This is a genomic window from Streptomyces sp. NPDC050433 (genome assembly GCF_044458565.1).
Lineage (GTDB): Bacteria > Actinomycetota > Actinomycetes > Streptomycetales > Streptomycetaceae > Streptomyces.
Map to the genome: position 1 here is coordinate 285,807 of NZ_JBITIB010000005.1, position 24,692 is coordinate 310,498.

Consider the following 24,692-nt stretch of genomic DNA (forward strand, 5'->3'; position numbering starts at 1 on the left):
CGGTGCGGCTCGTCCGTCGCTTCGCCTTCCCCGTTGGGGAGTTGACGTGCCCCTATGCGGCACCGGTTAAGCGGGGAGGCCGGCCCGACTCGTTGCTTACCCGCCCCGACGGGCGCACTTGCTCCCGTTTTGGTGCCCGGTGCGCCGGTTCGTCGTGCGCTTTCCTGCCCGACGTGCCGCAGCGCTCCCCCAGGCGGGGGAGGGCTGCGGTCCGCCGCCGGTTCCGGCCTGTCGACGTGCCGTGTGCTTTCCCGCGCCTGGCGTGGCGCAGCCTGCCTCCTCGGCGAAGGTCCGGGGCGCTGTCCCCGTTCAGTGCCCGGAGTGTCGGACCGTGCCGTGGGCTTCCCGTCCCGGCGTGGCGCAGCCGGTCTCCCTCGCCTCCCCGGCAGGGGGCCAGGGCACCGCCCTCGGTTTCTGCCCGGCGTGCCGACGTGGCGTAGCCCGTCCCCCGGCACGGGGGTCCGGGGCACCGCCCCCGGCTTCGGTCTGGTGCCGAGTTGTTGTTTGGTTTTCCCGCCCGGCGGGTGCGGTCATTTCCCTCGCCTCCTCGGTGGGGGCGGGGCGCCGCCCCAGTTTCGGTGCCCGGTGTGGCGACGTGTCGTGCGGTTTCCTGCTCCGGCTTGGCGCAGCCAGCCCCCCCCGCCTCCCCGGCACGGGGGTCCGGGGGCACCGCCCCCGGTTTCGGGAAGGGGCGGGGTTGGGGAAAACGCCCCGCCCGCCACCGCCTACCCTCTTCACAGACCCCGACCCCCAAGGACCCTCCCGTGGCAGGCCGCTTCGCCCCCCGCCCCCGCCCCTTCCCCACCCCCCGGGCCGGCGACCACCGCGCGAGCGCCAAGACGCGCCTCTGGACTCCGCCGGGCGACGCCTTCCATCTGGGGCTCGTCCTCGGCCCCCTCCGCCGCGGCCCCGCCGACCCCACCTTCCGTACCGCCCCCGACGGTTCCGCCGTCCGCGCCACCCGCACTCCCGCCGGCCCCGGCACCCTCCGGGTCGTGGCGGACGGCCAGGGCGTACGCGCCGAGGCGTGGGGCCCCGGAGCCGACTGGCTGCTGGAGCGGCTGCCGGAGATGCTCGGCGCGGCGGACGACCCCGCCGCCTTCGTCCCGCGCCACAGACTCCTCGCCGCGTCCCAGCGCCGCCACCCCGGCCTGCGCCTGTGCCGCACCGGCCTCGTCCTGGAGTCGCTGATCCCGTCGATCCTGGAGCAGAAGGTCACGACGATCGAGGCGAACCGCTCCTGGCGCCACCTCGTACGGAAGTACGGCGAGCCCGCCCCCGGCCCGTACGGCGACCCGCCCGAAAACCGTCGCGGCAGCCGCATGTACGTCATGCCCGACCCCCGCACCTGGGCCATGATCCCGTCCTGGGAGTGGCACAAGGCCGGCGTCGACTCCAAGCGCTCCGACACCATCGCCCGCGCGGTCCGCGTCGCCCGCCGACTGGAGGAGGCCGCCGCCATGGAGCCCGGACCGGCCGCCGCCCGCCTGGAGTTGATCCCCGGCATCGGCCCCTGGACCTCCGCCGAGACGCTTCAGCGGTCGAACGGCGCCCCGGACGCCGTCACCGTCGGCGACCTCCATCTGCCGGGCATCGTCGGCTACGCGCTCGCCGGCCGCCCCGACACCGACGACGCCGGGATGCTCGAACTGCTGGAGCCGTACGCCGGGCAGCGCCACCGCGCCGTACGGCTCATCCTCCTCACCGGTCGTACGCCTCCACGCCGCGCCCCCCGCATGCCGGTCGGCAGAATCGCCCACCTCTAGCCAGGGGGTGTCCTGCCATCGCGGCAGAGACAACTCACCGCACCTCGATGAAGTCCTCCGCCGCCCGCTCCGGCCGCCGCTTCGGCTCCGCCGCCGCGTGCCCGACCGCCACCGCGCCCATCGGGTCCCAGTTCGGGGGCAGTTCGAGCACGTCCCGTACGACGTCGCGGCAGAACATCGTCGACGACACCCACGCGGAACCGAGCCGCTCACCCGCCAGCGCCACCAGGAAGTTCTGCACACCGGCGCCCGTGGCGACCACGAACATCTCGCGTTCCGCCGTATCGCGGCGCGCGTCCCCGTACGTGTGCGCGCCGTCCGTCACCAGGCACGGCACCACCAGATACGGCGCCGCGCGCAGCACGTCCCCGCGCCGCACCCGCTTGGCGACGGACTCCTCCGACTTGCCGTCGCGGCGCAGGTCCACGATCCACGCGTCCCGCATCGCGTCGAGGAGCCGGATGCGCGACTCCGGAGACTCCAGCAGGACGAACCGCCATGGCGTCGTGTGATGCGGCGCCGGCGCCGTCACGGCCGCGGCGACCGCGCGGCGCACCGCCCCCGCGTCGACCGGATCGTCGGTGAACTCCCGGACCGTACGCCGCTGGGTGACCGCTTCGCGTACCGCCTCGGACGTCCCGAGCCGGAACATGTCGTCGGCCGCGACCCGCACCAGCGCCCGCGCACCGTCCGCCGACGCGGATGACGCCCCCGATGCCGACCTCGATGCCGACCCCGCCACCGACGCCGGTTCACCCACCAGCCCCGCCAGACCGGTGACCACCGCCACCGGCAGCCCGGCGGTCTTGCCCTTCACCAGGTCACCGGCGGCGGCCAGTTCGTCGGCGAGAGCGACGACCGTCGCGCTCAGCGGATTGCCGTGCGCGTCCGTACCACCGCGCAGATCGTCCAGGACCCGCACTCCCGCCGCACCGATCGCGACGTCCGTCAGTCCGTTGCGCCACGGCCGGCCGAAGGTGTCCGTGACGATCACACCGACGTCCACACCCAGCGCGTCCCACAGCCCGTCGCGGATCGCGCGGGCCGAGGCGTCGGAGTCCTCGGGGAGCAACAGCACCGTCCCCGAAGGGGTGTTGGACGCGTCGACACCGGCCGCGGCCATCACCAGCCCCTGCCGGTTCTCCACGATCCGCAGTGGTCCGCGTCGCGCGACGACGCGGACGGTCTCCGCGTCTATCGCCGCCTCGCGGTCCCGCGCCTCGACCGTCCTGCCCTCGGCCTTGGACACGATCTTCGACGTGACGAGAAGGATGTCCCCGTCGACAAGACCGGGCCCCGCCGCGACGATCAGCTTCGCGAGGTCGTCGCCCGCGCGAACCTCCGGCAGCCCGCCGAGCGCCCGCACGCTGTAAGACGCGACGGCCCCGGCGTTTTCACCTCCGTAAGAGGTCACGCCCGCACCTCCTCGGCCAGCGTCAGTGCCTCACGCGCCATCGCGGCCGTCGCGTCCAGGTCGGTCATCATCAGCGGCACGGCCCTGCTGCGGATCCCCGCGCCTTCGATCTCCGCCACCGACGCCGCGTCCACCGTGTCGACCAGCCATCCGTCCAGCAGCCCCGAACCGTAGTGCTGCGCCACGGCGGTGGCCGTCGACTCGACGCCGATCGCCGCGAGGACCTTGTCGGCCATGCCGCGCACGGGCGCGTCCCCGACGATCGGGGAGAGCCCGACGACCGGCACCCCGGCGTCGGCGATTCCCTCGCGGATCCCCGGCACGGCCAGGATCGTGCCGATGCTGACGACTGGGTTGGACGGCGGGAAGAGGATGACGTCGGACTGGGCGACGGCCTCCAGTACACCGGGTGCCGGCTTGGCCTGGTCGGCGCCGACGGGCACGACCGCGTGGGCTTCCACGGAGGCGCGCATCTTCACCCAGTACTCCTGGAAGTGCACGGCCTTGCGCTCGCCGGTGGGGCTGTCGGGCACATCGACGGCGACGTGTGTCTCGACGCGGTCGTCGGACATCGGCAGCAGCCGCACGCCGGGCTGCCAGCGCGCGCAGAGCGCCTCGGTGACCGCGCTCAGCGGATAACCGGCACCCAGCATCTGCGTGCGGACGATGTGGGTGGCGAAGTCGCGGTCGCCGAGGCCGAACCACTCGGGCCCCACGCCGTACGCCGCGAGCTCCCCCTTGACCTGGAACGTCTCGCCCTCGCGCCCCCAGCCCTGCTCCTCATTGATGCCACCCCCGAGGGTGTACATCACCGTGTCGAGGTCCGGGCAGACCTTCAGCCCGAACAGATGGATGTCGTCACCGGTGTTGCCGATCACCGTGATGTCCGCGTCCGGCGCGGCCTGCTTGAGGCCACGCAGGAAACGGGCACCACCGATACCGCCGGCCAGAACCACAATGCGCATGCTGTGCAGTTTGTCAGGCGGGTACGACATCCTGGGCCGCCGGGGCGCACCGGGCGGAGTGCATCGGCATCTCGGTCAGACCCGGGAAGTAGATGTGCAGACTGACGGCCGGTTCGAGCGAATCGTTGACCACTTCGTGGATGTATCCGGGCGCGAAGACCCGCTGCGCGCCGCCGCCGAGTGCGCGGCCGGCCTTCTCCGTACGCTCCGTCAGTTCGCCGTCGAGGACGGTCAGGACGCCGGACGAGGGGCCGTGGTCGTGCAGGCCGCTGCGCTGGCCGGGCACCCAGGAGAGCAGCCACACCTCGTAGCCGGGGCCCTCGCTGAGGCGGTGGTACCAGCGGCTGACGGCGTCGTACTGGACGAGCGGGGCCCAGCGTGCCCGGTCGGCGGCGATGGCACGCGCCAGACCGGCGAATTCGGCCACGGTGACCGGATGCTCACGGGCGGGCTGAAGAAGGTGCGGCACCTCAAGGAGGTCGCCTGCGATTTGGAGGTCGCTGTCGCTGTTCATGGGGTGTGGGGTTCCTCGGCAGAAGGCCTGAGCGGGCTACGGGAGGTGAGACGTAAGAGGTGCGAACGACGAAACGCGGAGAGCTGCGCGTCCGGTCGGAGCTTCAGTGGCTCAACAACACGGACAACAGGAACAGCAACAGCGGGCCTGCACAGCGCTGCGGAATCCACGGGTGTGGATCGCGTACGACGCTGAGGTGACCGGCATGCGCTCAAAGGTGGCGGGACCAGTTCCCGCTTGTCAACTCAATGACCGATTTGGCGGCAATCTTTCACCTCATCCGGTTACGGAGTCCGGAGAAAGGTTTGTTCAGCTGCTGACATGGAGACATGGCGCAGCAGCCGCGCTCGTAAACACTGTCGGCCCCGTGATCAGACTGTGATTCGGGTCGCTTCTTTGGCTGGATAGCAACACCGACCAGGCTCCTGGCGTCTCCCTCGGGGAGGGGCGGATGCGAGCAGGCCAGTGGCATGTGTCAGGTTTTTGGTGATTTGAACACTTTCCGCATAGCCTTGGTTCCGCAGAGTGAATACCGGGACCAATAGCAGATCTCGGCTTGACTGGCTCGTATCCGCACACTTGTAATTTCACTCGTGTCGTTCGGCCGAAAACGGTAACGGCCGCAAGCACGAGGACGTAAAGACAGACGAGGGGCGCACATGACCGAGCTGTTCGAACAACTGCTGGTCGAGGACGCGGACGAGGAACTCGGCTGGCAGGAGCGCGCGTTGTGCGCCCAGACCGATCCCGAGTCCTTCTTCCCCGAGAAGGGCGGCTCCACCCGCGAGGCGAAGAAGGTCTGTCTCGCGTGTGAGGTCCGCTCCGAATGCCTGGAGTATGCCCTCGCCAACGACGAGAGGTTCGGCATCTGGGGTGGTCTGTCCGAGCGTGAACGCCGCCGTCTCAAGAAGGCCGCGGTTTGAACAGTTCCGGCCATTCTCGGGTCGCGCCCCGCGCGATAGCCCGCGCGACACCTCGCGCGACATTTTCTGAACGGTCCGTCGGCTGCGTCCTCTTCGCAGGCGGCGGACCGTTGTCGTGACCGGCGCGGACGGGCGAGCCCCGCGCCTGCTCCCAGGTCGTCCGGTTTGTCCGGGCGCTCGGCGATCCGGCGGTGGTTCCAACCGTTAGTGTGGGGCCCCGTCCGAGACGCCCCAACGCCCCGTCGGGGCCGACCCCCCGGCCGGAGGGCCCCTACCTCGATGTCCGCCACCACAGCCGCGTTCGTTCCCGCCGCCGCACCGGAGTACCCGCGGCACGTCGTGACCGCAGTCCTCGTCTCCCACGACGGTGCCCGCTGGCTCCCCGACGCCCTCACCGGGCTGATCGGCCAGGAACGCCCCGTACAGAACGTCATCGCCGCCGACACCGGCAGCGCCGACGAATCGGCCACGCTGCTCACCGAATCGCTCGGCCAGGACCGCGTCGTGCACCTCGCCCGCCGCACCAGCTTCGGCGCGGCCGTCGAGGAGGCCGTCCGTACCGCCGGCGTGCTGACGCCCGACGACCTGCCGTATCTGAAACGCCCGAGCGGTTGGGATCCGGCCACCCGGACCTGGCACGACGACGCGTACGACATGCCCGAACTGCCCCACGGCGAGCCCGTGCAGTGGCTGTGGCTGCTCCACGACGACTGCGCGCCCGACCCCGACGCCCTCGCCGAACTGCTGCGCGTCGTCGAGTCCGACGCGCACGCCGCGATCGTCGGCCCCAAGCTGCGCGGCTGGTACGACCGCAAGCAGCTTCTGGAGGTCGGCGTCTCCATCGCCAACAGCGGACGCCGCTGGACCGGCCTCGACCGGCGTGAACAGGACCAGGGCCAGCACGACCAGGTCCGCACCGTCCTCTCCGTCTCCAGTGCGGGCATGCTCATCCGCAGGGACGTCTGGGAAGAACTCGGCGGCTTCGACCGCAGACTCCCCCTGATGCGCGACGACGTCGACCTGTGCTGGCGCGCGCACGCCGCGGGCCACCGGGTGCTCGTCGCACCCGACGCCGTCCTCAGGCACGCCGAGGCCGCCGCACGCGAGCGCCGCACCGTCGACTGCGCGGGCCGCTCCGTCGTCAACCCGCACCGTGTCGACAAGGCCGGCGCCGTCTACACGATGCTCGTCAACTCACGCGGCGCCGTGCTCCCCTACGTACTACTGCGGCTCATCGTCGGCACGCTCCTGCGCACCGTCGCCTACTTGGTAGGCAAGGCGCCCGGACAGGCCGTCGACGAGGTCATGGGTCTGTCCGGCACGCTCCTGAGGCCCGGCAGAATCATCGGCGCGCGAAAACGACGAGGCAAAGGCGTCGTCGAAGCCAGTGAACTTCGCGCGCTTTTCCCGCCACCCGGCGCCACCGTCCGGGCAACGGTCGAGCAAGTAGCTGGAAGCCTCGGTGGCGGCTCTGAGACCGAAGCCAGTGGCTCACGCCACGGCGCGGTGGAGTCGGGCCCCGGCGGGGACGACGCGGACTTTCTGGAGATCGAGCAGTTCGCGCGGCTGAAGCGCCTCGCGCACAAGCCGGGCCCCGTCCTCTTCGCCGTACTGCTCCTCGTCTCCCTCGTCGCCTGCCGCGCACTGTTCGGCGGCGGCGCACTCGCGGGCGGCGCGCTGCTGCCCGCGCCGCCGGACGTGGCGGGCCTGTGGTCCCGTTACGCCGACGGCTGGCACCCCGTCGGAACGGGCGGCACCCAGACCGCCCCGCCCTATCTCGCGGTCCTCGCGGCCCTCTCCGCGCTGTTCCTCGGGTCGACCGGCTTCGCGCTGACCCTGCTGCTCGTCTGCTCCGTACCGCTGGCCGGACTCACCGCGTACTTCGCCTCCCGTCCGCTCGTCGAGTCGAAGCTGCTGCGGGCCTGGGCGAGCGTCGCGTACGCCTTCCTGCCCGCCGCCACCGGCGCCCTGGCCACCGGGCGTCTCGGTACGGCCGTGCTGGCCATCCTGCTGCCGCTGATCGCGCGGGCGGCCGTCTCGGCGTACGGATTCCGCGCCGACGGCGGGGAGGGCGGCGAGAGCGCCGCACGCGGCAGTTGGCGCGCCACCTGGGCGTACACCTTCCTGCTCACCTTCGTGATGGCCTTCACGCCCATCGTCTGGCCGCTGGCGCTCGTCCTCGGCCTCGTCGTCCTGGCCCTGCGCCGCGACGACATCGTGGCGTACGGTCTGCGCCTGCTGGCCGTGGTCGGCACGCCGATGCTCGTCCTGGCCCCCTGGTCGCTCTCGCTGCTGACTTCGCCGTCCGGCCTCTTCCGCGAGGCGGGACTGGAGTTCGGTACGGGACAGGCGACGGCGCTCGATCTGCTCGGCATGAGCCCCGGCGGCCCCAAGGCCGCCGGCGGGATCCTGCTGATCGGCGTCGTCCTGGCGGCACTGGCCGCGCTCCTGCGCGGCGAGCGGCAGTTCGCCGTACGGGCGGCCTGGGTGGCCGCCCTCGTGTCGCTGGTTTTCGCCGCCCTCGCGAACAACTCCGGCTGGGCCGGCCCCGCCACCCTCGTCTACGGTCTCGCGCTCATCGCGGCGGCCGTGCTCGGCGCCGACGGCGCCAAGGAGCGCGTCGCCAGCCAGAGCTTCGGCTGGCGCCAGCCCGTCGCGGCGGTCATCGCCCTCGCGGCCGTCGCGGCCCCGCTGCTCGCGGCGGGCAGCTGGATGATCAGCGGCGCGTCGGGCCCGCTGGAGCGGCGCGACCCGGTGCAGGTGCCGGCGTTCGTCGCCGAGGAGAGCATCACCCGTGACCAGCCGCGCACGCTGATCCTCGGTGGTACGTCGGCCGCGGAGGTGTCGTACTCGCTCGTACGCGGCTCCGGCGGTCGGCTCGGTGACGCCGAGCTGACCGAGTCGGGCGGCAGCGACCCCGGACTCGACAAGGTCGTCGGGCGCCTCGTCGCGGGCTCCGGCGCCGATCAGACGGACCAGCTCAGCGGCTTCGCGATCCGCTACGTCCTCGTGCGGGACGGCGCTCCGGCGCAGATGTCGCGCGTGCTCGACGCCACCCCCGGTCTCAGCCGGCTCAGCCAGCTCGACGGCAGCGCACTGTGGCGCGTCGACCGTCAGATCTCGCGGGCCACGATCGTCGAGGGCGAGAGCGACGCCGAGCCGCTGCCAGTCGGGTCGTCCACGGTCGAGGCCCACACGGACATTCCGGCGGGCAAGGCCGGACGGGTGCTGCGGATCGCCGACCGGGCCGCCGAGGGCTGGCAGGCCACGCTCGACGGCCGCCTCCTGGAGAAGACGACCGTCGACGGCTGGGCGCAGGGGTTCACGCTCCCCGCCGAGGGCGGCCGGCTGGACCTCACGTACGAGGACTCGTTCACGCACAGCGCGTGGGTCTGGGCGCAGGGCGCGCTCGCCGTCGTACTGCTTGTGCTCGCCCTGCCGGGTCGGCGCAAGGAGATCGACGACGACCTGCCCGAGGAGGGCGCCGAGGTGCCCGCACAGCCCGTGTCGGGCGAGGGCCGCCGGGCGCGCAGGCTGCGGGCCGCGGCGCAGGCGGACGCGGCCGCCGAGGCCGTACCGCCGCAGCCGACGGCGGATCCGTACGTCGCCGCTGCTGCCGCCGCTGTGCCGCAGCAGCAGTCGTACGGGGAGTGGGACGGCCAGGCGGCCCAGCCGGACCAGACGGCTTTCCAGGGCGCGGACTACGGCTCGTACACCAACGAGCAGCAGCAGTACGAAGGTGTCACCTACCAGGGCGCGCAGCAGTACGAGGGAACGCCTCAGCCTCAGTACGAAGGCGCTCCTCAGTACGACGCCGACGGATATCAGCTGTACCAGCAGTACCCGGCGGACCAGTACCAGCAGCAGGCGCAGGTGCAGTACGACGAGTACGGATACGTCGTCCAACAGCCGTACGGAGAAGGGCAGCAGCCCTACACCGACGCCCAACAGCCGTACGCCGACGGCAACGAGAACGAGCGGCGTCCCGACGGGAGCAGTAACCAGTGAACCGCACGACCCTCTCCCTCATCGCCGCCGCGACGGCGCTCGCGGCAGTCACCGGGTTCGCCGCGGTCACCGCGCCCGACACCGGTGACTCGACGACGGCGAAGGCGCCCGCGCGGCTTCCCGTGGAGCGCAGCAGCCTGCTCTGCCCGGCGCCCAGCACCTCAGAGCTGGCCGAGACGGCGTACACGTCGTTCACCCCTGCCGGGACGGCGGGCGCGGGTACGGGCGGCGCGGCCGAACTGGCGCCGTCCGTCGCGCCCTTGGACGACGTGGCCGACGACGAGAAGAAGACGGACGACAAGGCCAAGGACGACAAGGCCCAAGACGACGAGGCGAAGGACGACGCGCCCAAGGACGACGGCTCGAAGGAGCCTGCGGCCGAGGGGGCGGACGCGAAGGCCAAGCCTTTCCTGGCCCTCAAGGAGCCCGGCAAGCCCGTCTCCGGGACCAAGAACGTCGCGGACGCCCCCGCGCTCGTCGGCACCGCCACCGGCTCTCTCGCGCCCGGCTGGACCACCCAGCAGACGACCACGATCACCGGCGGTGAGTCCCGCGGGCTGCTCGGCATGACCTGCACCGCCCCCGGCACCGACTTCTGGTTCCCCGGCGCGTCCACGGACAAGTCGCGCCAGGACTACGTCCACCTGACCAACCCGGACGACACGGCGGCCGTCGCCGACGTCGCGCTGTACGGCAAGGAGGGCACGGTCAAGTCCGATACGGGGGAAGGCATTCCGGTCCCGGCGCGCTCCAGCGTCCCCGTCCTGCTGTCCACCCTCACGGGAGAGGCCGAGCCGAACGTCACCGTCCATGTCAGCACCCGTACGGGCCGCGTGGGCGCCGTGGTGAACGCCGCAGAGGAGAAGATCGGCGGCGACTGGCTGGCCGCCTCCGCCGATCCCGCACCCCGCGCGGTGCTCCCCGGCATCCCGGCCGACGCCACCTCCGTACGACTGGTGGCCTTCGCTCCCGGTGAGGACGACGCCGAGCTGAAGGTGCAACTGGCGGGCGAGAGCGGCACGATCGTCCCGTCCACCGCCGCCGAACCGCTCACCGTGAAGTCGGGCATGACGGCCTCGCTCGACCTGGGCGACGTCACCAAGGGCGAGGCCGGCTCGGTGCGGATCGGCCCGGCCGAAGGCGCGGGGGAGACCCCGGTGGTCGCCGCGCTGCGCGTCGTACGGGGCAAGGGCGCCGACCAGGAGGTCGCCTTCATCCCGGCGACCGGCCCCGTGACGGAACGCGCCACCGTCGCCGACAACCGCGCCAAGGGCTCGACACTGTCGCTGACCGCTCCGAGCAGCACGGGGAAGGTGAAGGTCACGGCCTCTGCGGGCAGCGGGGGCGGTGAGCAGGTCGTCAAGACGTACACGGTCAAGGGCGGTACGACCCAGGCCGTCACACCGCCCGTGCCGGCGGGGCTCAAAGGCTCGTACGCGCTGACGGTCGAGCCCGAGTCGGGCGGTCCGGTCTACGCGGCGCGCACGCTGGCACTGGCGAGGGACGGCGTACCGATGTTCACGGTGCAGACGATGCCGGACGACCGGGGCATGGTGTCCGTACCGGCGACGAAGGAAGACCTCTCCGTACTGAAGTGAGGCCGTGAGATGAGCCTCTGCAAGAGGACGGGCCGGGAACGAAGGGGTGCCTTTTCGCTCTCGGCCGTCAGTCCTGGCCGTACCGCGGATCGACCGACTCCGGTGACAGGCCCAGCAGTTCGGCGACCTGCTCGACCACGACCTCGTGGACGAGCATGGCGCGGTCCTCGCGGTTCTTCGTACGGATCTCGACCGGCCGCCGGTAGACGACGATCCGCGCGGGCCGGTCCTTCTCCTCGGGGACGGACCGGCCGAGCGGTACCGACTCGTCCTCCGTGCCGGGCACGTCGAGCACCAGGAAGTCGATCTCCGCCAGCTGCGGCCAGCGCCGCTCCAGCCGCTCCACGGAGTCCCGTACGAGATCACGGAACGAATCCGAGCGGCTCGCCGAGAGCGGGACCTGAGGAGGGGCGACGGGCCCTCGCATGCCCCGGCCGTGGCGGTCACGGCGGCGCGGTCTCGGCTCGGTCGGCTGCGGCGGTACGGGACTGTCCATCACTGACGCAGGGTAGCTCTCCGGGAGACCCCGCGACGGCCCTCCCGAGCCCGCGGGACGGCATGTCGCAAATTGAGCATTCCGGCCAAGCTTGGGCTCGTTTCGCTGGACCCGGCGGATCGTGGCGCTCGCCTTCGTTGGCGGGATTTGCCCCAAGTGGTGACTGAATCACTGACGGTGATTGACCGGATGTCCTTCTTCCCGTGCAGGTCAGGGCAGTTACGCGTGTGTCGGGTGGGGTGAATGCCGTCCGGCGACACGGTCGGGTGACGTGAGGGAGAGTCGTCGCGGCCCGCTCAAGAGTGCGGTACCGTCCAACATCGTGAGCCCTGTACGTCGCTGTTCGCGCACCGCGTGCGGCCGTTCCGCTGTCGCGACACTGACGTACGTCTATGCCGATTCGACCGCGGTCCTCGGCCCGCTCGCCACGTATGCCGAGCCCCATTGCTATGACCTGTGCGCGGAACACAGCGAGAGACTGACCGCGCCGCGCGGCTGGGAAGTCGTCCGGCTCACTGACGGCTCGGCGCCGGCGCGGCCCAGCGGTGACGATCTCGAAGCCCTGGCGAACGCCGTACGGGAGGCCGCGCGCCCTCCGGAGCGGGCGGGCGGGCCCGGTGGCAACGCGCCGCGCGGGGCGGATCAGGCGGAGGTCGGGCGCCGCGGTCACTTGCGGGTGCTGCGTTCCCCCGATTCCTGAGGCCGGCTCCTGCGGTGCCTTGAGGGCCGCTGACGCCTGAGTCCTGAAGTCGACCGGGGCCTCCCGGTCGCGTCGGTCCTGCATCCGAGTTTCCCGTGACGGTTCCTGCGGGGGCCATTGACCTGTCTTGTCGTGGACACGATCATGCCTCCCAGTAGTGAGAGATCACTTTCCGCATCGCGGAATTCGGAGGTCCCTGTCGTGTTCGAACAGCAATTGGAACCTGTCGCCGATTCGCTCGGCCTGTCCGCCCTGGTCGCCGCGCTCCCCCTGTTCACGGTGCTGGTGTTGCTCGGTGCCGTCCGTATGAAGGCTCATCGCGCCGGACTGATAGGCCTGGCAGCCGCCGTCCTGGTCGGCTGGCTCGCCTTCGGGATGCCGATCGGCCAGACCGTCTCCGCCGGCGCGCAGGGCGTCGTCTTCGGTCTCTTCCCGATCATGTGGATCGTCGTCAACGCCCTCTGGGTGTACCGGATGACGGTCCGCACCCAGCACTTCGACATCCTGCGGCGCTCGTTCGGGCGATTCTCCGACGACCCACGCATCCAGGCGCTCGTCGTCGCCTTCTGCTTCGGCGCGCTCCTCGAAGCGCTCGCCGGCTTCGGCGCACCGGTCGCCATCTCCGCGGTGATGCTCGTGGCGCTGGGCTTCGACCCCGTCAAGGCGGCGGTCGTCGCCCTGGTGGCCAACACCGCGCCCGTGGCCTTCGGGGCGATGGGTACGCCGGTGGTGACCCTGGCCCAGGTGACCGGGCTGCCGCTGGACACCGTCGCTTCGGTCGTCGGCCGCCAGACGCCGCTGCTCGCCATTGTGGTGCCCCTGGTGCTCGTCGGGCTCGTGGACGGCAAGCGGGGTCTGCGCGAGACCTGGGCGCCCGCCCTCGCATGCGGATTCGCCTTCGGTGCCGCGCAGTTCGTCGCGTCCAACTACGTCTCCGCCCAACTCGCCGACATCGGGGCCGCGCTGGTGGGCGCGGCGGCACTGCTCGCCGTACCGAGCGCGCGCAGGCCGGCCGACGAGGCGGTGCGCACCTCCGTACTGAAGGGCGCGCGCAGCGAGGACCTGGACGTCGAGGACGACCGCCGTGAAGTCGTCCGCGCCTACGCCCCGTACGGACTGATCGTGGTGATCTTCTCCCTCGCCCAGATCCCGCCGGTCAAGGACCTGCTGGCCAAGGCGACGCAGTCCTTCGACTGGCCGTTCCTCGATGTCGCCGACTCCGAGGGGAAGCCGGTCGGGGCGAATGTCTTCTCGCTGCCGCTCATTTCGACCGGCGGCACGCTCGTCCTGGTCGCGGGCCTGCTGACGGCCGGGGTGATCGGGCTCAAGGCGAAGGACGCGGTGAAGGAGTGGGCGGCCACGCTGCACGAGCTGCGGTACGCGATCCTCACCGTTGTGTCCGTGCTGGCCCTCGCGTACGTCATGAACCTCTCCGGACAGGCGGCCACCATCGGCCACTTCGTCGCGGCGGCGGGCGCGGGGCTGGCGTTCCTGTCGCCCGTGCTGGGGTGGTTCGGCGTCGCCGTCACCGGCTCCGACACCTCGGCCAACGCGCTGTTCGGCGCACTCCAGGTGACGGCGGCACGTGAATCCGGCCTGTCGCCCGAGCTGTTGGCGGCGGCGAACAGCTCCGGTGGTGTCCTCGGCAAGATGATCTCTCCGCAGAATCTGACCATCGCGTGCGCCGCGGTCGGCCTCGCGGGCAAGGAAGGGGACCTCCTCAGGAAGGTCCTGCCCTGGAGCCTCGGGCTGCTGTTGGTGATGTGCCTGATCGTGGTCGGGCAGAGCACCTTCGTACTGGGATGGATGCTGCCGTAGGGCGGCCTGTCCTTCGGATCTCGCCGAGGGCGCGGGTAGTTTGTGGTGACTGTCCGCAGAGACCTCAGGAGGGGTGGCCGTGGCCGACTTGGGCCAGATCGTGAAGGCGTACGACGTACGTGGCGTATATCCCGACCAGCTCGACGACCGGCTCGTCGAGCTCTTCGGGGCAGCCTTCGTGGAAGCCACGGGCGCCACGGCGATCGTCGTCGGTCACGACATGCGGCCCTCCTCGCCCCACCTGTCGGCGAGCTTCGCCAAGGGAGCTGTCCGGCGCGGGGCGGACGCCACGCTGATCGGGCTGTGCTCGACGGACCAGCTGTACTACGCGAGCGGAGCGCTGGACCTGCCGGGCGCGATGTTCACCGCCTCGCACAACCCCGCGCGGTACAACGGCATCAAGATGTGCCGCGCGGGCGCCGCGCCGGTGGGGCAGGACACCGGCTTGGCCGAGATCCGCGCGCTGGTCGAGACATGGCTGGCCGAGGGGCCCCCGGAGCAGGCGGCGAAACCGGGAACCATCACGCAGAGTGACACGTTGAACGACTACGCGGCACATCTGCTGTCCCTGGTCGACCTCTCGGCGATCCGCCCGCTGAAGGTCGTGGTCGACGCGGGGAACGGCATGGGGGGCCACACGGTCCCCACGGTCTTCGCCGACCTGCCCGTCGACCTGGTCCCGATGTACTTCGAGCTGGACGGCACGTTCCCCAACCACGAGGCCAACCCGCTCGATCCCCGGAACATCGTGGACCTCCAGGCCCGTGTGCTGTCCGAAGGCGCGGACCTGGGCCTGGCCTTCGACGGCGACGCGGACCGCTGCTTCGTCGTCGACGAGCGGGGGAGGGGCGTATCACCGTCGGCGATCACGGCGCTCGTCGCGGAGCGTGAACTCGCCAAACACCCCGGCGGCACGGTGATCCACAACCTCATCACGTCCTGGTCGGTCCCCGAAGTCGTCAAGGAGCACGGCGGCACCCCGGTCCGCACACGCGTCGGTCACTCCTTCATCAAGGCGGAGATGGCCCGCACCGGCGCGATCTTCGGCGGTGAGCACTCGGCGCACTACTACTTCCGCGAGTTCTGGAACGCGGACACGGGCATGCTCGCCGCACTCCACGTCCTGGCCGCGCTCGGCGGCCAGAGCGGCCCGCTGTCCGAACTCGTCGCCTCCTACGACCGGTACGCCGGCTCGGGCGAGATCAACTCCACGGTGGACGACCAGACGGCCCGCCTGGCCGCCGTACGGTACGCCTTCGCCGACCGCGAGGGCGTCACGATCGACGACCTCGACGGTCTGACGGTGACAACCTCCGACTGGTGGTTCAACCTCCGCGCCTCCAACACGGAACCGCTGCTGCGCCTCAACGTGGAGGCCCGTGACGAATCGACGATGTCCAAGATCAGAGACGAGGCCCTGAGCCTGATCCGCTCCTGAAGAGGGCCCGCCCCGCCCCGGCCCACCCGCCCCAGAACGAGCCCCACCCCACCCTCCGGCGGTAGGCTGACGTGGCTCAATCCGCACCACCACCGCACGCCTCAGCTCCTTCGAAGGGACACCCACCACATGCCGCTCGAAGCCGGCCTCCTGGAGATCCTCGCCTGCCCGGCCTGCCACGCGCCGCTCAGCGACCACACCACGGCCGACACCCCCGAGCTGATCTGCACCGGCGAGGACTGCGGCCTGGCCTACCCCGTCCGGGACGACATCCCCGTACTCCTCGTCGACGAGGCCCGCCGCCCCGCCTAGGCCGTGTCCGCAGGCCGCGAGACGCCCACGCCCGTGCTCACGCGCCCTCCACGGCGCCCGGCGATCGGAGACCCACCCCGCCATGCTCGACGAGTCCCTGCTCGACGCGCCTGACGCGCTGGCCCGCGCCGACCACCGCGGGCTCCTCCTCGGTGCCGCGGAGGCCGGGGCACGCGTACGTACCGCCCTACGGCACGCCGCCGAGGCGGGCATCGAGCAGCTCAACCCGGAAGGCCGCCCTCGCGCCGTCCTCTTCGCCGGCTCCGGCACCGCCGCACTCGGCGTCGCCGACCTGCTCGGCGCGCTAGCCGGTGCCTCCGCGCCCGTCACCATGCTGCGCCCCACCGGCGTGGCTCCCGCCGCAGGCGCCCTGCGCTGGGCGCTCCCCGGCTGGGCCGGCTCCGTCGACCTGCTCCTGATCGCCACGACCGACGGCGGCGAACCCGGCCTCGCACTCCTCGCCGAGCAGGCGTACCGCCGCGGCTGCACCGTCGTCGCCGTCGCCCCGCGCCACTCCCCGCTCAGTGAGGCCGTCGGCGGCTCACGCGGCCTCGCCGTCCCCATGGCGCCCACACCGCAGGAACAGTACGAGGAGATCCAGGCCGCGAGCCCAGGTGCCCTCTGGGCGCTGTTCACCCCCCTCCTCACGCTTCTCGACCGCGTAGGACTGCTCACCGCCTCGGCCCAGACGCTTCAACTCGTCGCGGACCGCCTGGACAGCACGGCAGAGCGCTGCGGCCCGGCCATCGCGACATACAGCAACCCGGCCAAGACCCTCGCCGCCGAACTCGCCGACAGTCTCCCGCTGATCTGGACGGAAGGCACGGCAGCCGCCCCCGCCGGGCGCCGCTTCGCCGCCGTACTGGCCGAGTTGTCCGGCCGTCCCGCGCTCGCGGCCGAGCTTCCCGGCGCCCTGCCCGCGCACGGCCTTCTCCTGGGTGGTGACTTCGCCGGGGGTGCCGCCGACCCCGACGACTTCTTCCGCGACCGTGTCGAGGAGCCCCAGGCGCTGCGCGCCCGTGTCGTGCTGCTCCGCGACCGCCCCGTCGGCGGACTGACAGCGGCCCCGGCCGCCCGCGAACTCGCCATCAGCCACGAGACGGCCATCAGCGAGCTGGAGCCGCAGGATGGCAGCGAACTCGAAGCCCTCGCGGAACTCGTCGCCGTCACCGACTTCACCGCCGTGTATCTTGCCCTCGCCTCGGGCAACCGCGAATGAACCCGCCAGGCTCCGGCTTCCCAGACCACCCCCTGCGCTGAACGCGCCTCAGGCGCACCCGACTTCACACTGCCGACTTCTCACCCCCGTTCCTGCCGCGCGTCCGCGCCACCTCCGTATTTCGCCCGTACGTCCCGCAAGCAAGGAAGCACCATGGACCGCCTCTCCAACACCGTGCGCCCCTACGCCTGGGGCTCCACGACAGCCATCCCGGAACTGCTCGGCACCGCCCCCACAGGCGAGCCCCAGGCCGAGATGTGGATGGGCGCCCACCCGGGTGCCCCGTCCCGTATCAACCGCACCACCACCCCCCTCCAACACCCGCTCTCCGACGCCATCGCAGCCGCCCCCGAAGCGGAACTCGGCGCCCCCACCGTCAAGAAATTCGGCCCACGTCTCCCCTTCCTCCTCAAGCTCCTCGCCGCAGGTGCCCCGCTCTCCCTCCAGGTCCACCCCAACCTCGCCCAGGCGAAGGAGGGTTACGCGGCGGAGGAGCGCCAGGGCGTCCCCATCGACGCTCCGCACCGCAACTACAAGGACGCCAACCACAAGCCCGAACTGATCTGCGCACTCACCCCCTTCGACGGCCTCTGCGGCTTCCGCGCCCCCTCCGAGGCCGCAGACCTTCTCGCCCGGCTGGAAGTCGACTCGCTCAAGCCGTACGTGGACCTCCTGAACGCACACCCCGAGGAAGCCGCGCTGCGCGAAGTCCTCACCGCTGTGCTGACCGCCGACCCCGACGAGATGTCCCGTACTGTTCATTCCTCCGCCGAAGCCGCGGCACGCCTCGGCGGCGAGTACTCGCCATATGTGTCGATCGCCCACCATTTCCCTGGCGATCCGGGCGTCATCGCGGCGATGCTGCTCAACCGCGTACAACTCCAGCCCGGCGAAGCCCTCTTCCTCGGCGCCGGTGTCCCGCACGCGTATCTGAGCGGCCTGGGCGTCGAGATCATGGCCAACTCGGACAACGTCCTGCGCTGCGGCCTCACCCCCAAACACGTCGACGTGCCGGAACTGCTCCGCGTCGTGCGCTTCGCGGCGACCGAACCCGCCGTGCTCCGCCCCGAGGCATCACCGTCCGGCGAGGAGCTGTACGAGACCCCGATCGACGAGTTCAGGCTGTCCCGCTACCTCCTGGCACCCGGCGCGGCGCCCCGCGAACTCACCGCCGGCACCCCCCAGATCCTCCTCTGCACGGAAGGCACACCGCGCGCCAACGACATCGACCTGACCCCCGGAGGTTCGGTCTTCGTTCCCGCGGGCGAAAAGACCGAACTGACCGGTACGGGCACGGTCTTCCGTGCCACCGTCATCGCCTGAACCACCTCCGCGCACGGTCCGCCGCGGCTGCTGCAACAATGTCCCGCCGTACCGCGGCGCCAGGGCCGCAGACCGAGGAAGGGACCCACCCCACCCATGAGCGCGTCAGGCGGAACCAAGGCGATCGTGGCGGCGCTCGCCGCCAACCTCGCGATCGCAGTAGCCAAGTTCGTGGCGTTCCTCTTCAGTGGTTCGTCGTCGATGCTCGCCGAGAGCGTCCACTCGCTCGCCGACTCCGGAAATCAGGGGCTGCTGCTCCTGGGCGGCAAGAAGGCGAAGCGCGAGGCGACCCCGGAGCACCCCTTCGGCTACGGCCGTGAGCGCTACATCTACGCGTTCCTCGTCTCCATCGTGCTCTTCTCCATCGGCGGCATGTTCGCCATCTACGAGGGCTACCAGAAGATCAAGCACCCGCATGAGATCGACGCCTGGTACTGGCCGGTCGGCGTCCTCGTCTTCGCGATCATCGTCGAGTCGTTCTCGTTCCGTACGGCCATCGTCGAGTCCAACGCGACGCGGGGCAAGCGCTCGTGGAAGCAGTTCATCCGCCACTCCAAGGCTCCCGAGCTCCCGGTCGTCCTCCTTGAAGACCTGGGTGCCCTGGTCGGTCTGGTCCTCGCGCTCGTGGGCGTGAGCCTGGCGCTCGCCACGGGCGACGGCCTGTGGGACGGCATCGGCACCCTCTGCATCGGCATCCTGCTGATCGTGATCGCCCTGGTCCTGGCGGCGGAGACGAAGTCCCTGCTGCTCGGCGAGTCCGCCGGTCTGGACGACGTGGAGAAGATCAAGGCCGCGATGGTCGACGGTGACGTCGTCACCCGCATCATCCACATGCGCACGCTCCACCTCGGCCCCGAGGAACTGCTGGTGGCAGCGAAGATCGCCGTCGAGCACGACGACACGGCGGCCGAGGTCGCGCAGGCGATCAACGCCGCCGAGACGCGGATCCGCGAGGCGGTCCCGATCGCCCGCGTGATCTACCTGGAGCCGGACATCTACAGCGAGGCGGCAGCGGCGACGGGAACCAACCCCGCCAAGTCACCGGCCGCCACGGAGGACGAGCCGGCCTCCGAGCCGACCTCTGAGGCGGACAAGGACCACTGACCACCCGTTCGCATCCGTTCGCATCCTCAAGGAGGCCCCGGCGCACCTCGCGCCGGGGCCTCCCCGCCTGCCGGAGAAGGGACCAGACCCCGGTGGGCTGTGGGGCGCTGGGCCAATCGGTGTAGATTCGTCATCAGAGCCAGACGTCGCTGCTGATGGCGGTCGGGCGGTCTGCGGCGCGGACCGGCCGAGGGAGAGAGGGCCTCCGACGGACTGCGTTGCGTACGTCCGGGCATCCGTATGCCCGCCCGCCGCACAGTCAGCCGTACCCACCCTCGACCCCTTTACGAGGAGCAGCTCGTTATGACCACTGTCGCCAACCGACAGGACTTCAAGGTCGCCGATCTCTCGCTTGCCGAGTTCGGCCGCAAAGAGATCACCCTCGCCGAGCACGAGATGCCCGGCCTGATGTCGATCCGCAAGGAGTACGCCGAGGCGCAGCCCCTCGCCGGCTCCCGCATCACCGGCTCCCTGCACATGACCGTGCAGACCGCCGTCCTCATCGAGACGCTGGTCGCGCTCGGCGCCGACGTCCGCTGGGCGTCCTGCAACATCTTCTCCACCCAGGACCACGCCGCCGCCGCGATCGCCGTCGGCCCGAACGGCACCCCGGACGACCCGCAGGGCATCCCGGTCTTCGCCTGGAAGGGCGAGACGCTCGAAGAGTACTGGTGGTGCACGGAGCAGGCCCTGACCTGGCCGGGCGCCTCCACCGGCGGCCCGAACATGATCCTGGACGACGGCGGCGACGCCACCCTGCTCGTCCACAAGGGCGTCGAGTTCGAGAAGGCCGGCGCGGCCCCGGACCCGGCCACCGCGGACAGCGAGGAGTACAGCTACATCCTCCGTCTCCTCAACCGCACCCTCGCCGAGAACCCGCAGAAGTGGACCCTCCTGGCGTCCGAGATCCGCGGCGTCACCGAAGAGACCACCACCGGTGTCCACCGTCTCTACGAGATGCACCGCGAGGGCACCCTCCTCTTCCCGGCGATCAACGTCAACGACGCCGTGACCAAGTCGAAGTTCGACAACAAGTACGGCTGCCGGCACTCCCTCATCGACGGCATCAACCGTGCCACCGACGTGCTGATCGGCGGCAAGGTCGCCGTCGTATTCGGTTACGGCGACGTGGGCAAGGGCTGCGCGGAGTCCCTGCGCGGCCAGGGCGCCCGCGTGATCATCACCGAGATCGACCCGATCTGCGCGCTCCAGGCGGCGATGGACGGCTACCAGGTCGCGACGCTGGACGACGTCGTCGGCATCGCCGACATCTTCGTCACCACGACGGGCAACAAGGACATCATCATGGCCGCGGACATGGCCAAGATGAAGCACCAGGCGATCGTCGGGAACATCGGCCACTTCGACAACGAGATCGACATGGCCGGCCTCGCGAAGATCCCGGGCATCGTCAAGGACGAGGTCAAGCCGCAGGTCCACACCTGGACGTTCCCCGACGGCAAGACACTCATCGTGCTGTCCGAGGGCCGCCTGCTGAACCTCGGCAACGCGACCGGTCACCCCTCCTTCGTGATGTCCAACTCCTTCGCGGACCAGACGCTGGCCCAGATCGAGCTCTTCACCAAGCCGGAGGAGTACCCGACCAACGTCTACGTGCTGCCCAAGCACCTCGACGAGAAGGTCGCGCGCCTCCACCTCGACGCGCTCGGCGTGAAGCTCACGACGCTGCGCCCCGAACAGGCCGCGTACATCGGCGTGAAGGTGGAAGGCCCCTACAAGCCCGACCAGTACCGCTACTGACCCACCAGTCCCACCAGCACCCGCCGCTGACACCCAGCGGTACGGGCAGGCCCCCACACCCCCGTGTTGGGGGCCTGCCCCGCTTTACCGCTCCTGGTCCCACCGGCTCGGCTTCCGGTCCAGGCGGTCCGTGTGCACGCGGACCGCACCGAGTGCGGACTTCATCGCCACGGCCCCCGAGGACACCGAAGGACTCCCGCACATGCCCCGTGGCCGCTACTCACTCCACGACCCGCACGACCACACCCCCCTCGGCGAAGAACACTTCCACTGCGCGCCGGGCCCCTCCGGCTGGCGCTACGTCTCCCAGACCACCGCTCCCTCCGGCGACCACGCCGGCTCCGTCGACCTCACTCTCGACGAACTCGGCCGCCCCATCCGACTCGAACTGCACGCCGCGAGCTGGCGGGTCCGCGCCGCCGCACTCGAAGGCGTCACCTGGGTCCGTACCGACCCCACCGGCACCGAAGCCACCGAAGGCAATGTCCGCGCCCACGCCTTCACCGGCACATCCCCCGCTTTCCTCCTCGCGATCACCCGCCTTCTCCGCCTCACTCCCGCTTCCCCCGCGACCCGAGTCCGTCTCGTCGCCTTCACGGACCCGGTCCTCGCACCCCGCACGCTCGACCAGTCCTGGGCGCTGGTGAGTAGTGAAGCGCATGCCACTGACAATGGCCCCCTGACCGTGGACGAGTACCAGGTCAGCGCCCTGGACACCGGGGAGCAGCACAGCGTCCACATCAGCGGCGACGTGGTCCTCGCGGCGCCGGGCATCGAGCTCGAAGACCTCGAAACCCCGCCGTCGGCCCTGCCCTGAACCGCCTATGCGGGCGGCGCGAACCCGGAGGCCGGGGGAGCAAGCGGACCCGGCCCATGAGTTGCCGCCGCCTCGGCCGCCTCCGCCGCGTCCTGAGGCTGTACGACCTCGGGCCGACGCACCCGCGGTGGCTGTACCGGCGGACCACCCGCGGTGCCGGCGGTGCCGGGCGATGTGCCAGGCGTGGTTCGACCCGCCTCGGCACCAGCCACCGCAGAGCCGAAGGCCCGCCGCGCGTCCCGCGCCTGCCGCTCGTTCACCACAGCCGCCAGATACGCCGCCGGCGGTACACCGTGCGGCAGTGGCACGCCCGTACGCGCCGCCAGATCATCGGCCAGCCGCTGCGCCATCGACCAGCCGACGCCGGAGTCGAGCTGCCTCATCCGAGTCAGGTACTGCCGTACGGCCAGCCACAGATCGTCGGGGACCGAGGACAGATCCAGCTCGGAGAAGCGGCCGACGAGCCACGGCGGCGGAGGCGGCACGGCAGGGGCCCGATCGGCCGGCACACGCTCGCGTACGACCAGCGTCCCCGCGAACAGGTCACCTACGCGCCGGCCACGCGCCGACACGAGCGAGGCGATGCACGCGATGACGCCGAAGGACATCAGCAGTTCCACCACACCGATCGCCCCACGCACCAGCGCGTGCCGGAAACGAATAGGCCCGCCGTCGTCACGCACCACCCGCAGCCCGCATGCCAATTTCCCCAACGAACGCCCATGGCTGAGGGTTTCCACCGCGATCGGCACGCCCACCGGTATCAGCAGGAAGCTCGCGACCGCCAGCGCCGCCACGGCGGCCGTGTCCAGCGAATCCGTCGCGATGGCGAGGACGATCGAGACCACGATGTACGCGGTCCACACCACCACCAGATCGATGACGACGGCCAACGCCCGGCTCGGCAGCTTCGCGGGGCGCAGCCCCAACACGACCGCGTCGCCCGTCACAAGCTCATTCACCGGTATCCACCCTCCACTGACCTTCTCTGCCCCCGGACCGCTCAGTCTGCCAAGCTGGCCTGCAACGTGCCGCAGTAGTACGGACCGTACGCACCCAGTGCCTGGAGCAGCAGCCGACCATGGATCTCGACGTCTTCGTGACGGCCCACCGACCCGAGTGGGACCGCCTGGACTTTCTCCTGCGCCGTGGACGGCACCTCACGGGTGCCGAGGCGGACGAACTCGTCGCCCTCTACCAACGAACAGCCACCCATCTCTCCCTGATCCAGTCCAGCGCCCCGGACCCCATGCTCATCGCGCGGCTGACGCAGCTGGTCGCCCGTGCCCGCTCGGTCGTCACGGGCACCCGCCGCGCCGGCTGGCGCGACGCCGCCCGCTTCCTTACGGCAGGCTTCCCCGCCGCCGTGTACCGCTCCCGGCACTGGTGGATACCGACCGCGCTGCTCTCGGTGCTCGTCGCCGCTCTCATCGGCTGGTGGATAGGCACCCACCCCGAGGTCCAGTCGGCGATAGCCGCCCCCGAAGACCTCCGCCAGATGACCCGCCCCGGTGGTGAGTACGAGGCCTACTACTCAAGTCACCCGGCAGCGTCCTTCGCAGCCCAGGTCTGGACGAACAACGCCCAGGCAGCGGCCATGTGTCTCGTCCTCGGCGCGTTCCTCTGCTTCCCTGTGATCTGGATCCTCTTCCTCAACATGCTCAACCTCGGGGTCGGTATCGGCCTGATGTCGTCCGCCGGCCGGCTGGACACCTTCCTGGGCCTGATCCTGCCCCACGGCCTGCTCGAACTGACGGCGGTCTTCGTCGCCGCCGGTACGGGCCTGCGCCTCGGCTGGACGCTGATCGACCCCGGCCCGTACACCCGCCGCGTTGCGCTCGCCCAACAGGGACGGGCAGCCGTGGGCATGGCCATCGGCCTCGCCCTGATCCTCTTCGTGTCGGGCCTGATCGAGGGTTTCGTGACCCCGTCCGGCCTGCCGACATGGGCACGCATCGCCATCGGCGTCCTCTCCGAGCTGGCCTTCCTGGCGTACGTGTACGTGCTCGGCGGCCGAGCGGCCCGAGCGGGCGACACGGGCGATGTGGAGACCGCCGACCAGAGCGCCCAACTGCCCACGGCAGCCTGATGTGCGTTGCGGGTCACTGACCTGCTAGTCTCCTCTTCGCCCCGCAGAGATCGCTGCCGATCATTGACACGGACTGTGTGGGGAGGTAGATTTGAACGGTTGCCTCGAAGCTGGACAAGTTCGGAGGCAGCAGCTAATTTCTATCCAGCTCTGAGCGGGAATCGAATTTCCGCAGAGCTCTCCGATACATCATCCGAATCGCAGTGGCCGATTTAGTCGGCCCGGATGTTTCTGATAATGTCGGGCTCGCCGAAAGGCAAAGGGCCACTCCGAAGGTCATCAGATCTCTTAATCGAGACTGCTTCTCCATGAGAAGTGAGACGCGAAAAGAGTCTGATAGAGTCGGAAACGCAAGACAGCAAGACCGAAGGGAAAAGCCCGGAGGGCCCGGAGACGGGACCAAAGGAAGCGTCCGTTCCTTGAGAAC

Annotated in this window: 19 protein-coding genes; 14 read left to right on the plus strand and 5 right to left on the minus strand. The window is 70.7% G+C overall.

All coding sequences use genetic code 11. The annotated features are described in order from the left end of the window. Window positions 1-764 precede the first annotated feature (764 nt). Window positions 765-1,766, plus strand: coding sequence for a DNA-3-methyladenine glycosylase family protein (locus ACIBLA_RS09255; protein WP_399198226.1), 1,002 nt, complete (start codon window positions 765-767; stop codon window positions 1,764-1,766). 34 nt (window positions 1,767-1,800) lie between these two features. Here the strand turns inward: ACIBLA_RS09255 and ACIBLA_RS09260 are convergent, their stop codons facing one another. The 3 genes from ACIBLA_RS09260 to ACIBLA_RS09270 are packed head-to-tail and all read right to left on the minus strand — an operon-like array spanning window position 1,801 to window position 4,659. Continuing rightward, the gene (locus tag ACIBLA_RS09260) at window positions 1,801-3,180 is read right to left on the minus strand and encodes a coenzyme F420-0:L-glutamate ligase (RefSeq protein ID WP_399198227.1); all 1,380 of its coding nucleotides are present in this window, start codon (window positions 3,178-3,180) and stop codon (window positions 1,801-1,803) included. Next, window positions 3,177-4,145, minus strand: a complete 969-nt coding sequence (gene cofD, locus ACIBLA_RS09265; RefSeq protein WP_363245664.1) for a 2-phospho-L-lactate transferase — start codon at window positions 4,143-4,145, stop codon at window positions 3,177-3,179. Before cofD ends, ACIBLA_RS09260 begins: the two co-directional genes overlap by 4 nt. Before the next feature lie 13 nt (window positions 4,146-4,158). Next, complete coding sequence (locus ACIBLA_RS09270) at window positions 4,159-4,659, minus strand: cysteine dioxygenase family protein (RefSeq protein WP_363245665.1); 501 nt, start codon at window positions 4,657-4,659, stop codon at window positions 4,159-4,161. Window positions 4,660-5,318: 659 nt separating this feature from the next. Between ACIBLA_RS09270 and ACIBLA_RS09275 the strand changes: the two genes are divergently transcribed. From ACIBLA_RS09275 to ACIBLA_RS09285, 3 genes are all read left to right on the plus strand, one after another. Then, the gene (locus tag ACIBLA_RS09275; protein ID WP_023541320.1) at window positions 5,319-5,582 is read left to right on the plus strand and encodes a WhiB family transcriptional regulator; all 264 of its coding nucleotides are present in this window, start codon (window positions 5,319-5,321) and stop codon (window positions 5,580-5,582) included. A gap of 279 nt (window positions 5,583-5,861) precedes the next feature. After that, window positions 5,862-9,590 (plus strand): glycosyltransferase, encoded by a 3,729-nt coding sequence (locus ACIBLA_RS09280; RefSeq protein WP_399198228.1) that lies wholly within the window; start codon window positions 5,862-5,864, stop codon window positions 9,588-9,590. Continuing rightward, the gene (locus ACIBLA_RS09285) at window positions 9,587-11,188 is read left to right on the plus strand and encodes a DUF5719 family protein (protein ID WP_399198229.1); all 1,602 of its coding nucleotides are present in this window, start codon (window positions 9,587-9,589) and stop codon (window positions 11,186-11,188) included. The genes ACIBLA_RS09280 and ACIBLA_RS09285 overlap by 4 nt, the downstream gene beginning before the upstream one ends. A 67-nt stretch (window positions 11,189-11,255) precedes the next feature. Here the strand turns inward: ACIBLA_RS09285 and ACIBLA_RS09290 are convergent, their stop codons facing one another. Next, complete coding sequence (locus tag ACIBLA_RS09290) at window positions 11,256-11,684, minus strand: metallopeptidase family protein (RefSeq protein WP_363245680.1); 429 nt, start codon at window positions 11,682-11,684, stop codon at window positions 11,256-11,258. Window positions 11,685-11,955: 271 nt separating this feature from the next. On the opposite strand from ACIBLA_RS09290, the gene ACIBLA_RS09295 reads away from it, so the two are divergent. The 9 genes from ACIBLA_RS09295 to ACIBLA_RS09335 all read left to right on the plus strand — a co-directional run bounded on the left by ACIBLA_RS09295 (window position 11,956) and on the right by ACIBLA_RS09335 (window position 22,176). Continuing rightward, window positions 11,956-12,384 (plus strand): DUF3499 domain-containing protein, encoded by a 429-nt coding sequence (locus ACIBLA_RS09295; RefSeq protein WP_363245668.1) that lies wholly within the window; start codon window positions 11,956-11,958, stop codon window positions 12,382-12,384. A gap of 201 nt (window positions 12,385-12,585) precedes the next feature. Beyond that, window positions 12,586-14,202, plus strand: coding sequence for an L-lactate permease (locus ACIBLA_RS09300; protein WP_399198230.1), 1,617 nt, complete (start codon window positions 12,586-12,588; stop codon window positions 14,200-14,202). A 79-nt stretch (window positions 14,203-14,281) separates the two neighbouring features. Further along, window positions 14,282-15,640, plus strand: a complete 1,359-nt coding sequence (locus tag ACIBLA_RS09305) for a phosphomannomutase/phosphoglucomutase (RefSeq protein ID WP_399198231.1) — start codon at window positions 14,282-14,284, stop codon at window positions 15,638-15,640. 129 nt (window positions 15,641-15,769) lie between these two features. Beyond that, the gene (locus ACIBLA_RS09310; protein WP_363245671.1) at window positions 15,770-15,952 is read left to right on the plus strand and encodes a Trm112 family protein; all 183 of its coding nucleotides are present in this window, start codon (window positions 15,770-15,772) and stop codon (window positions 15,950-15,952) included. Window positions 15,953-16,034: 82 nt separating this feature from the next. Then, a complete protein-coding gene (locus tag ACIBLA_RS09315) occupies window positions 16,035-17,171 on the plus strand; it encodes an SIS domain-containing protein (protein ID WP_363245672.1) in 1,137 nt (378 codons plus the stop codon). Between the two features lie 153 nt (window positions 17,172-17,324). Further along, a complete protein-coding gene (gene manA / locus ACIBLA_RS09320; RefSeq protein WP_363245673.1) occupies window positions 17,325-18,494 on the plus strand; it encodes a mannose-6-phosphate isomerase, class I in 1,170 nt (389 codons plus the stop codon). Window positions 18,495-18,590: 96 nt separating this feature from the next. Continuing rightward, window positions 18,591-19,598, plus strand: coding sequence for a cation diffusion facilitator family transporter (locus ACIBLA_RS09325; RefSeq protein WP_399198232.1), 1,008 nt, complete (start codon window positions 18,591-18,593; stop codon window positions 19,596-19,598). A 303-nt stretch (window positions 19,599-19,901) separates the two neighbouring features. Next, entirely contained in the window at window positions 19,902-21,359 is a 1,458-nt protein-coding gene (ahcY, locus tag ACIBLA_RS09330; RefSeq protein WP_399198233.1) for an adenosylhomocysteinase, read from the plus strand. A gap of 202 nt (window positions 21,360-21,561) precedes the next feature. After that, window positions 21,562-22,176: a hypothetical protein gene (locus tag ACIBLA_RS09335; RefSeq protein ID WP_399198249.1), complete on the plus strand. Its 615-nt coding sequence runs from the start codon at window positions 21,562-21,564 to the stop codon at window positions 22,174-22,176. A gap of 5 nt (window positions 22,177-22,181) precedes the next feature. Here the strand turns inward: ACIBLA_RS09335 and ACIBLA_RS09340 are convergent, their stop codons facing one another. Continuing rightward, window positions 22,182-23,138 carry an RDD family protein gene (locus tag ACIBLA_RS09340; RefSeq protein ID WP_363245676.1) on the minus strand — a complete coding sequence of 319 codons (957 nt, stop codon included), beginning with the start codon at window positions 23,136-23,138 and terminating at the stop codon, window positions 22,182-22,184. Between the two features lie 119 nt (window positions 23,139-23,257). Here ACIBLA_RS09340 and ACIBLA_RS09345 point away from each other — a divergent pair, with 119 nt between their 5' ends. Next, window positions 23,258-24,265 (plus strand): stage II sporulation protein M, encoded by a 1,008-nt coding sequence (locus ACIBLA_RS09345; RefSeq protein WP_363245677.1) that lies wholly within the window; start codon window positions 23,258-23,260, stop codon window positions 24,263-24,265. The last annotated feature ends 427 nt before the right edge of the window (window positions 24,266-24,692 follow it).

Coding starts and splice junctions, on each gene's coding strand:
- ahcY (WP_399198233.1), top strand. CDS start 19,902: ATGACCACTGTCGCCAACCGACAGGACTTCAAGGTCGCCGATCTCTCG.
- ACIBLA_RS09280 (WP_399198228.1), top strand. CDS start 5,862: ATGTCCGCCACCACAGCCGCGTTCGTTCCCGCCGCCGCACCGGAGTAC.
- ACIBLA_RS09345 (WP_363245677.1), top strand. CDS start 23,258: ATGGATCTCGACGTCTTCGTGACGGCCCACCGACCCGAGTGGGACCGC.
- ACIBLA_RS09335 (WP_399198249.1), top strand. CDS start 21,562: ATGCCCCGTGGCCGCTACTCACTCCACGACCCGCACGACCACACCCCC.
- ACIBLA_RS09310 (WP_363245671.1), top strand. CDS start 15,770: ATGCCGCTCGAAGCCGGCCTCCTGGAGATCCTCGCCTGCCCGGCCTGC.
- cofD (WP_363245664.1), bottom strand. CDS start 4,145: ATGCGCATTGTGGTTCTGGCCGGCGGTATCGGTGGTGCCCGTTTCCTG.
- ACIBLA_RS09325 (WP_399198232.1), top strand. CDS start 18,591: ATGAGCGCGTCAGGCGGAACCAAGGCGATCGTGGCGGCGCTCGCCGCC.
- ACIBLA_RS09270 (WP_363245665.1), bottom strand. CDS start 4,659: ATGAACAGCGACAGCGACCTCCAAATCGCAGGCGACCTCCTTGAGGTG.
- ACIBLA_RS09315 (WP_363245672.1), top strand. CDS start 16,035: ATGCTCGACGAGTCCCTGCTCGACGCGCCTGACGCGCTGGCCCGCGCC.
- manA (WP_363245673.1), top strand. CDS start 17,325: ATGGACCGCCTCTCCAACACCGTGCGCCCCTACGCCTGGGGCTCCACG.
- ACIBLA_RS09275 (WP_023541320.1), top strand. CDS start 5,319: ATGACCGAGCTGTTCGAACAACTGCTGGTCGAGGACGCGGACGAGGAA.
- ACIBLA_RS09290 (WP_363245680.1), bottom strand. CDS start 11,684: ATGGACAGTCCCGTACCGCCGCAGCCGACCGAGCCGAGACCGCGCCGC.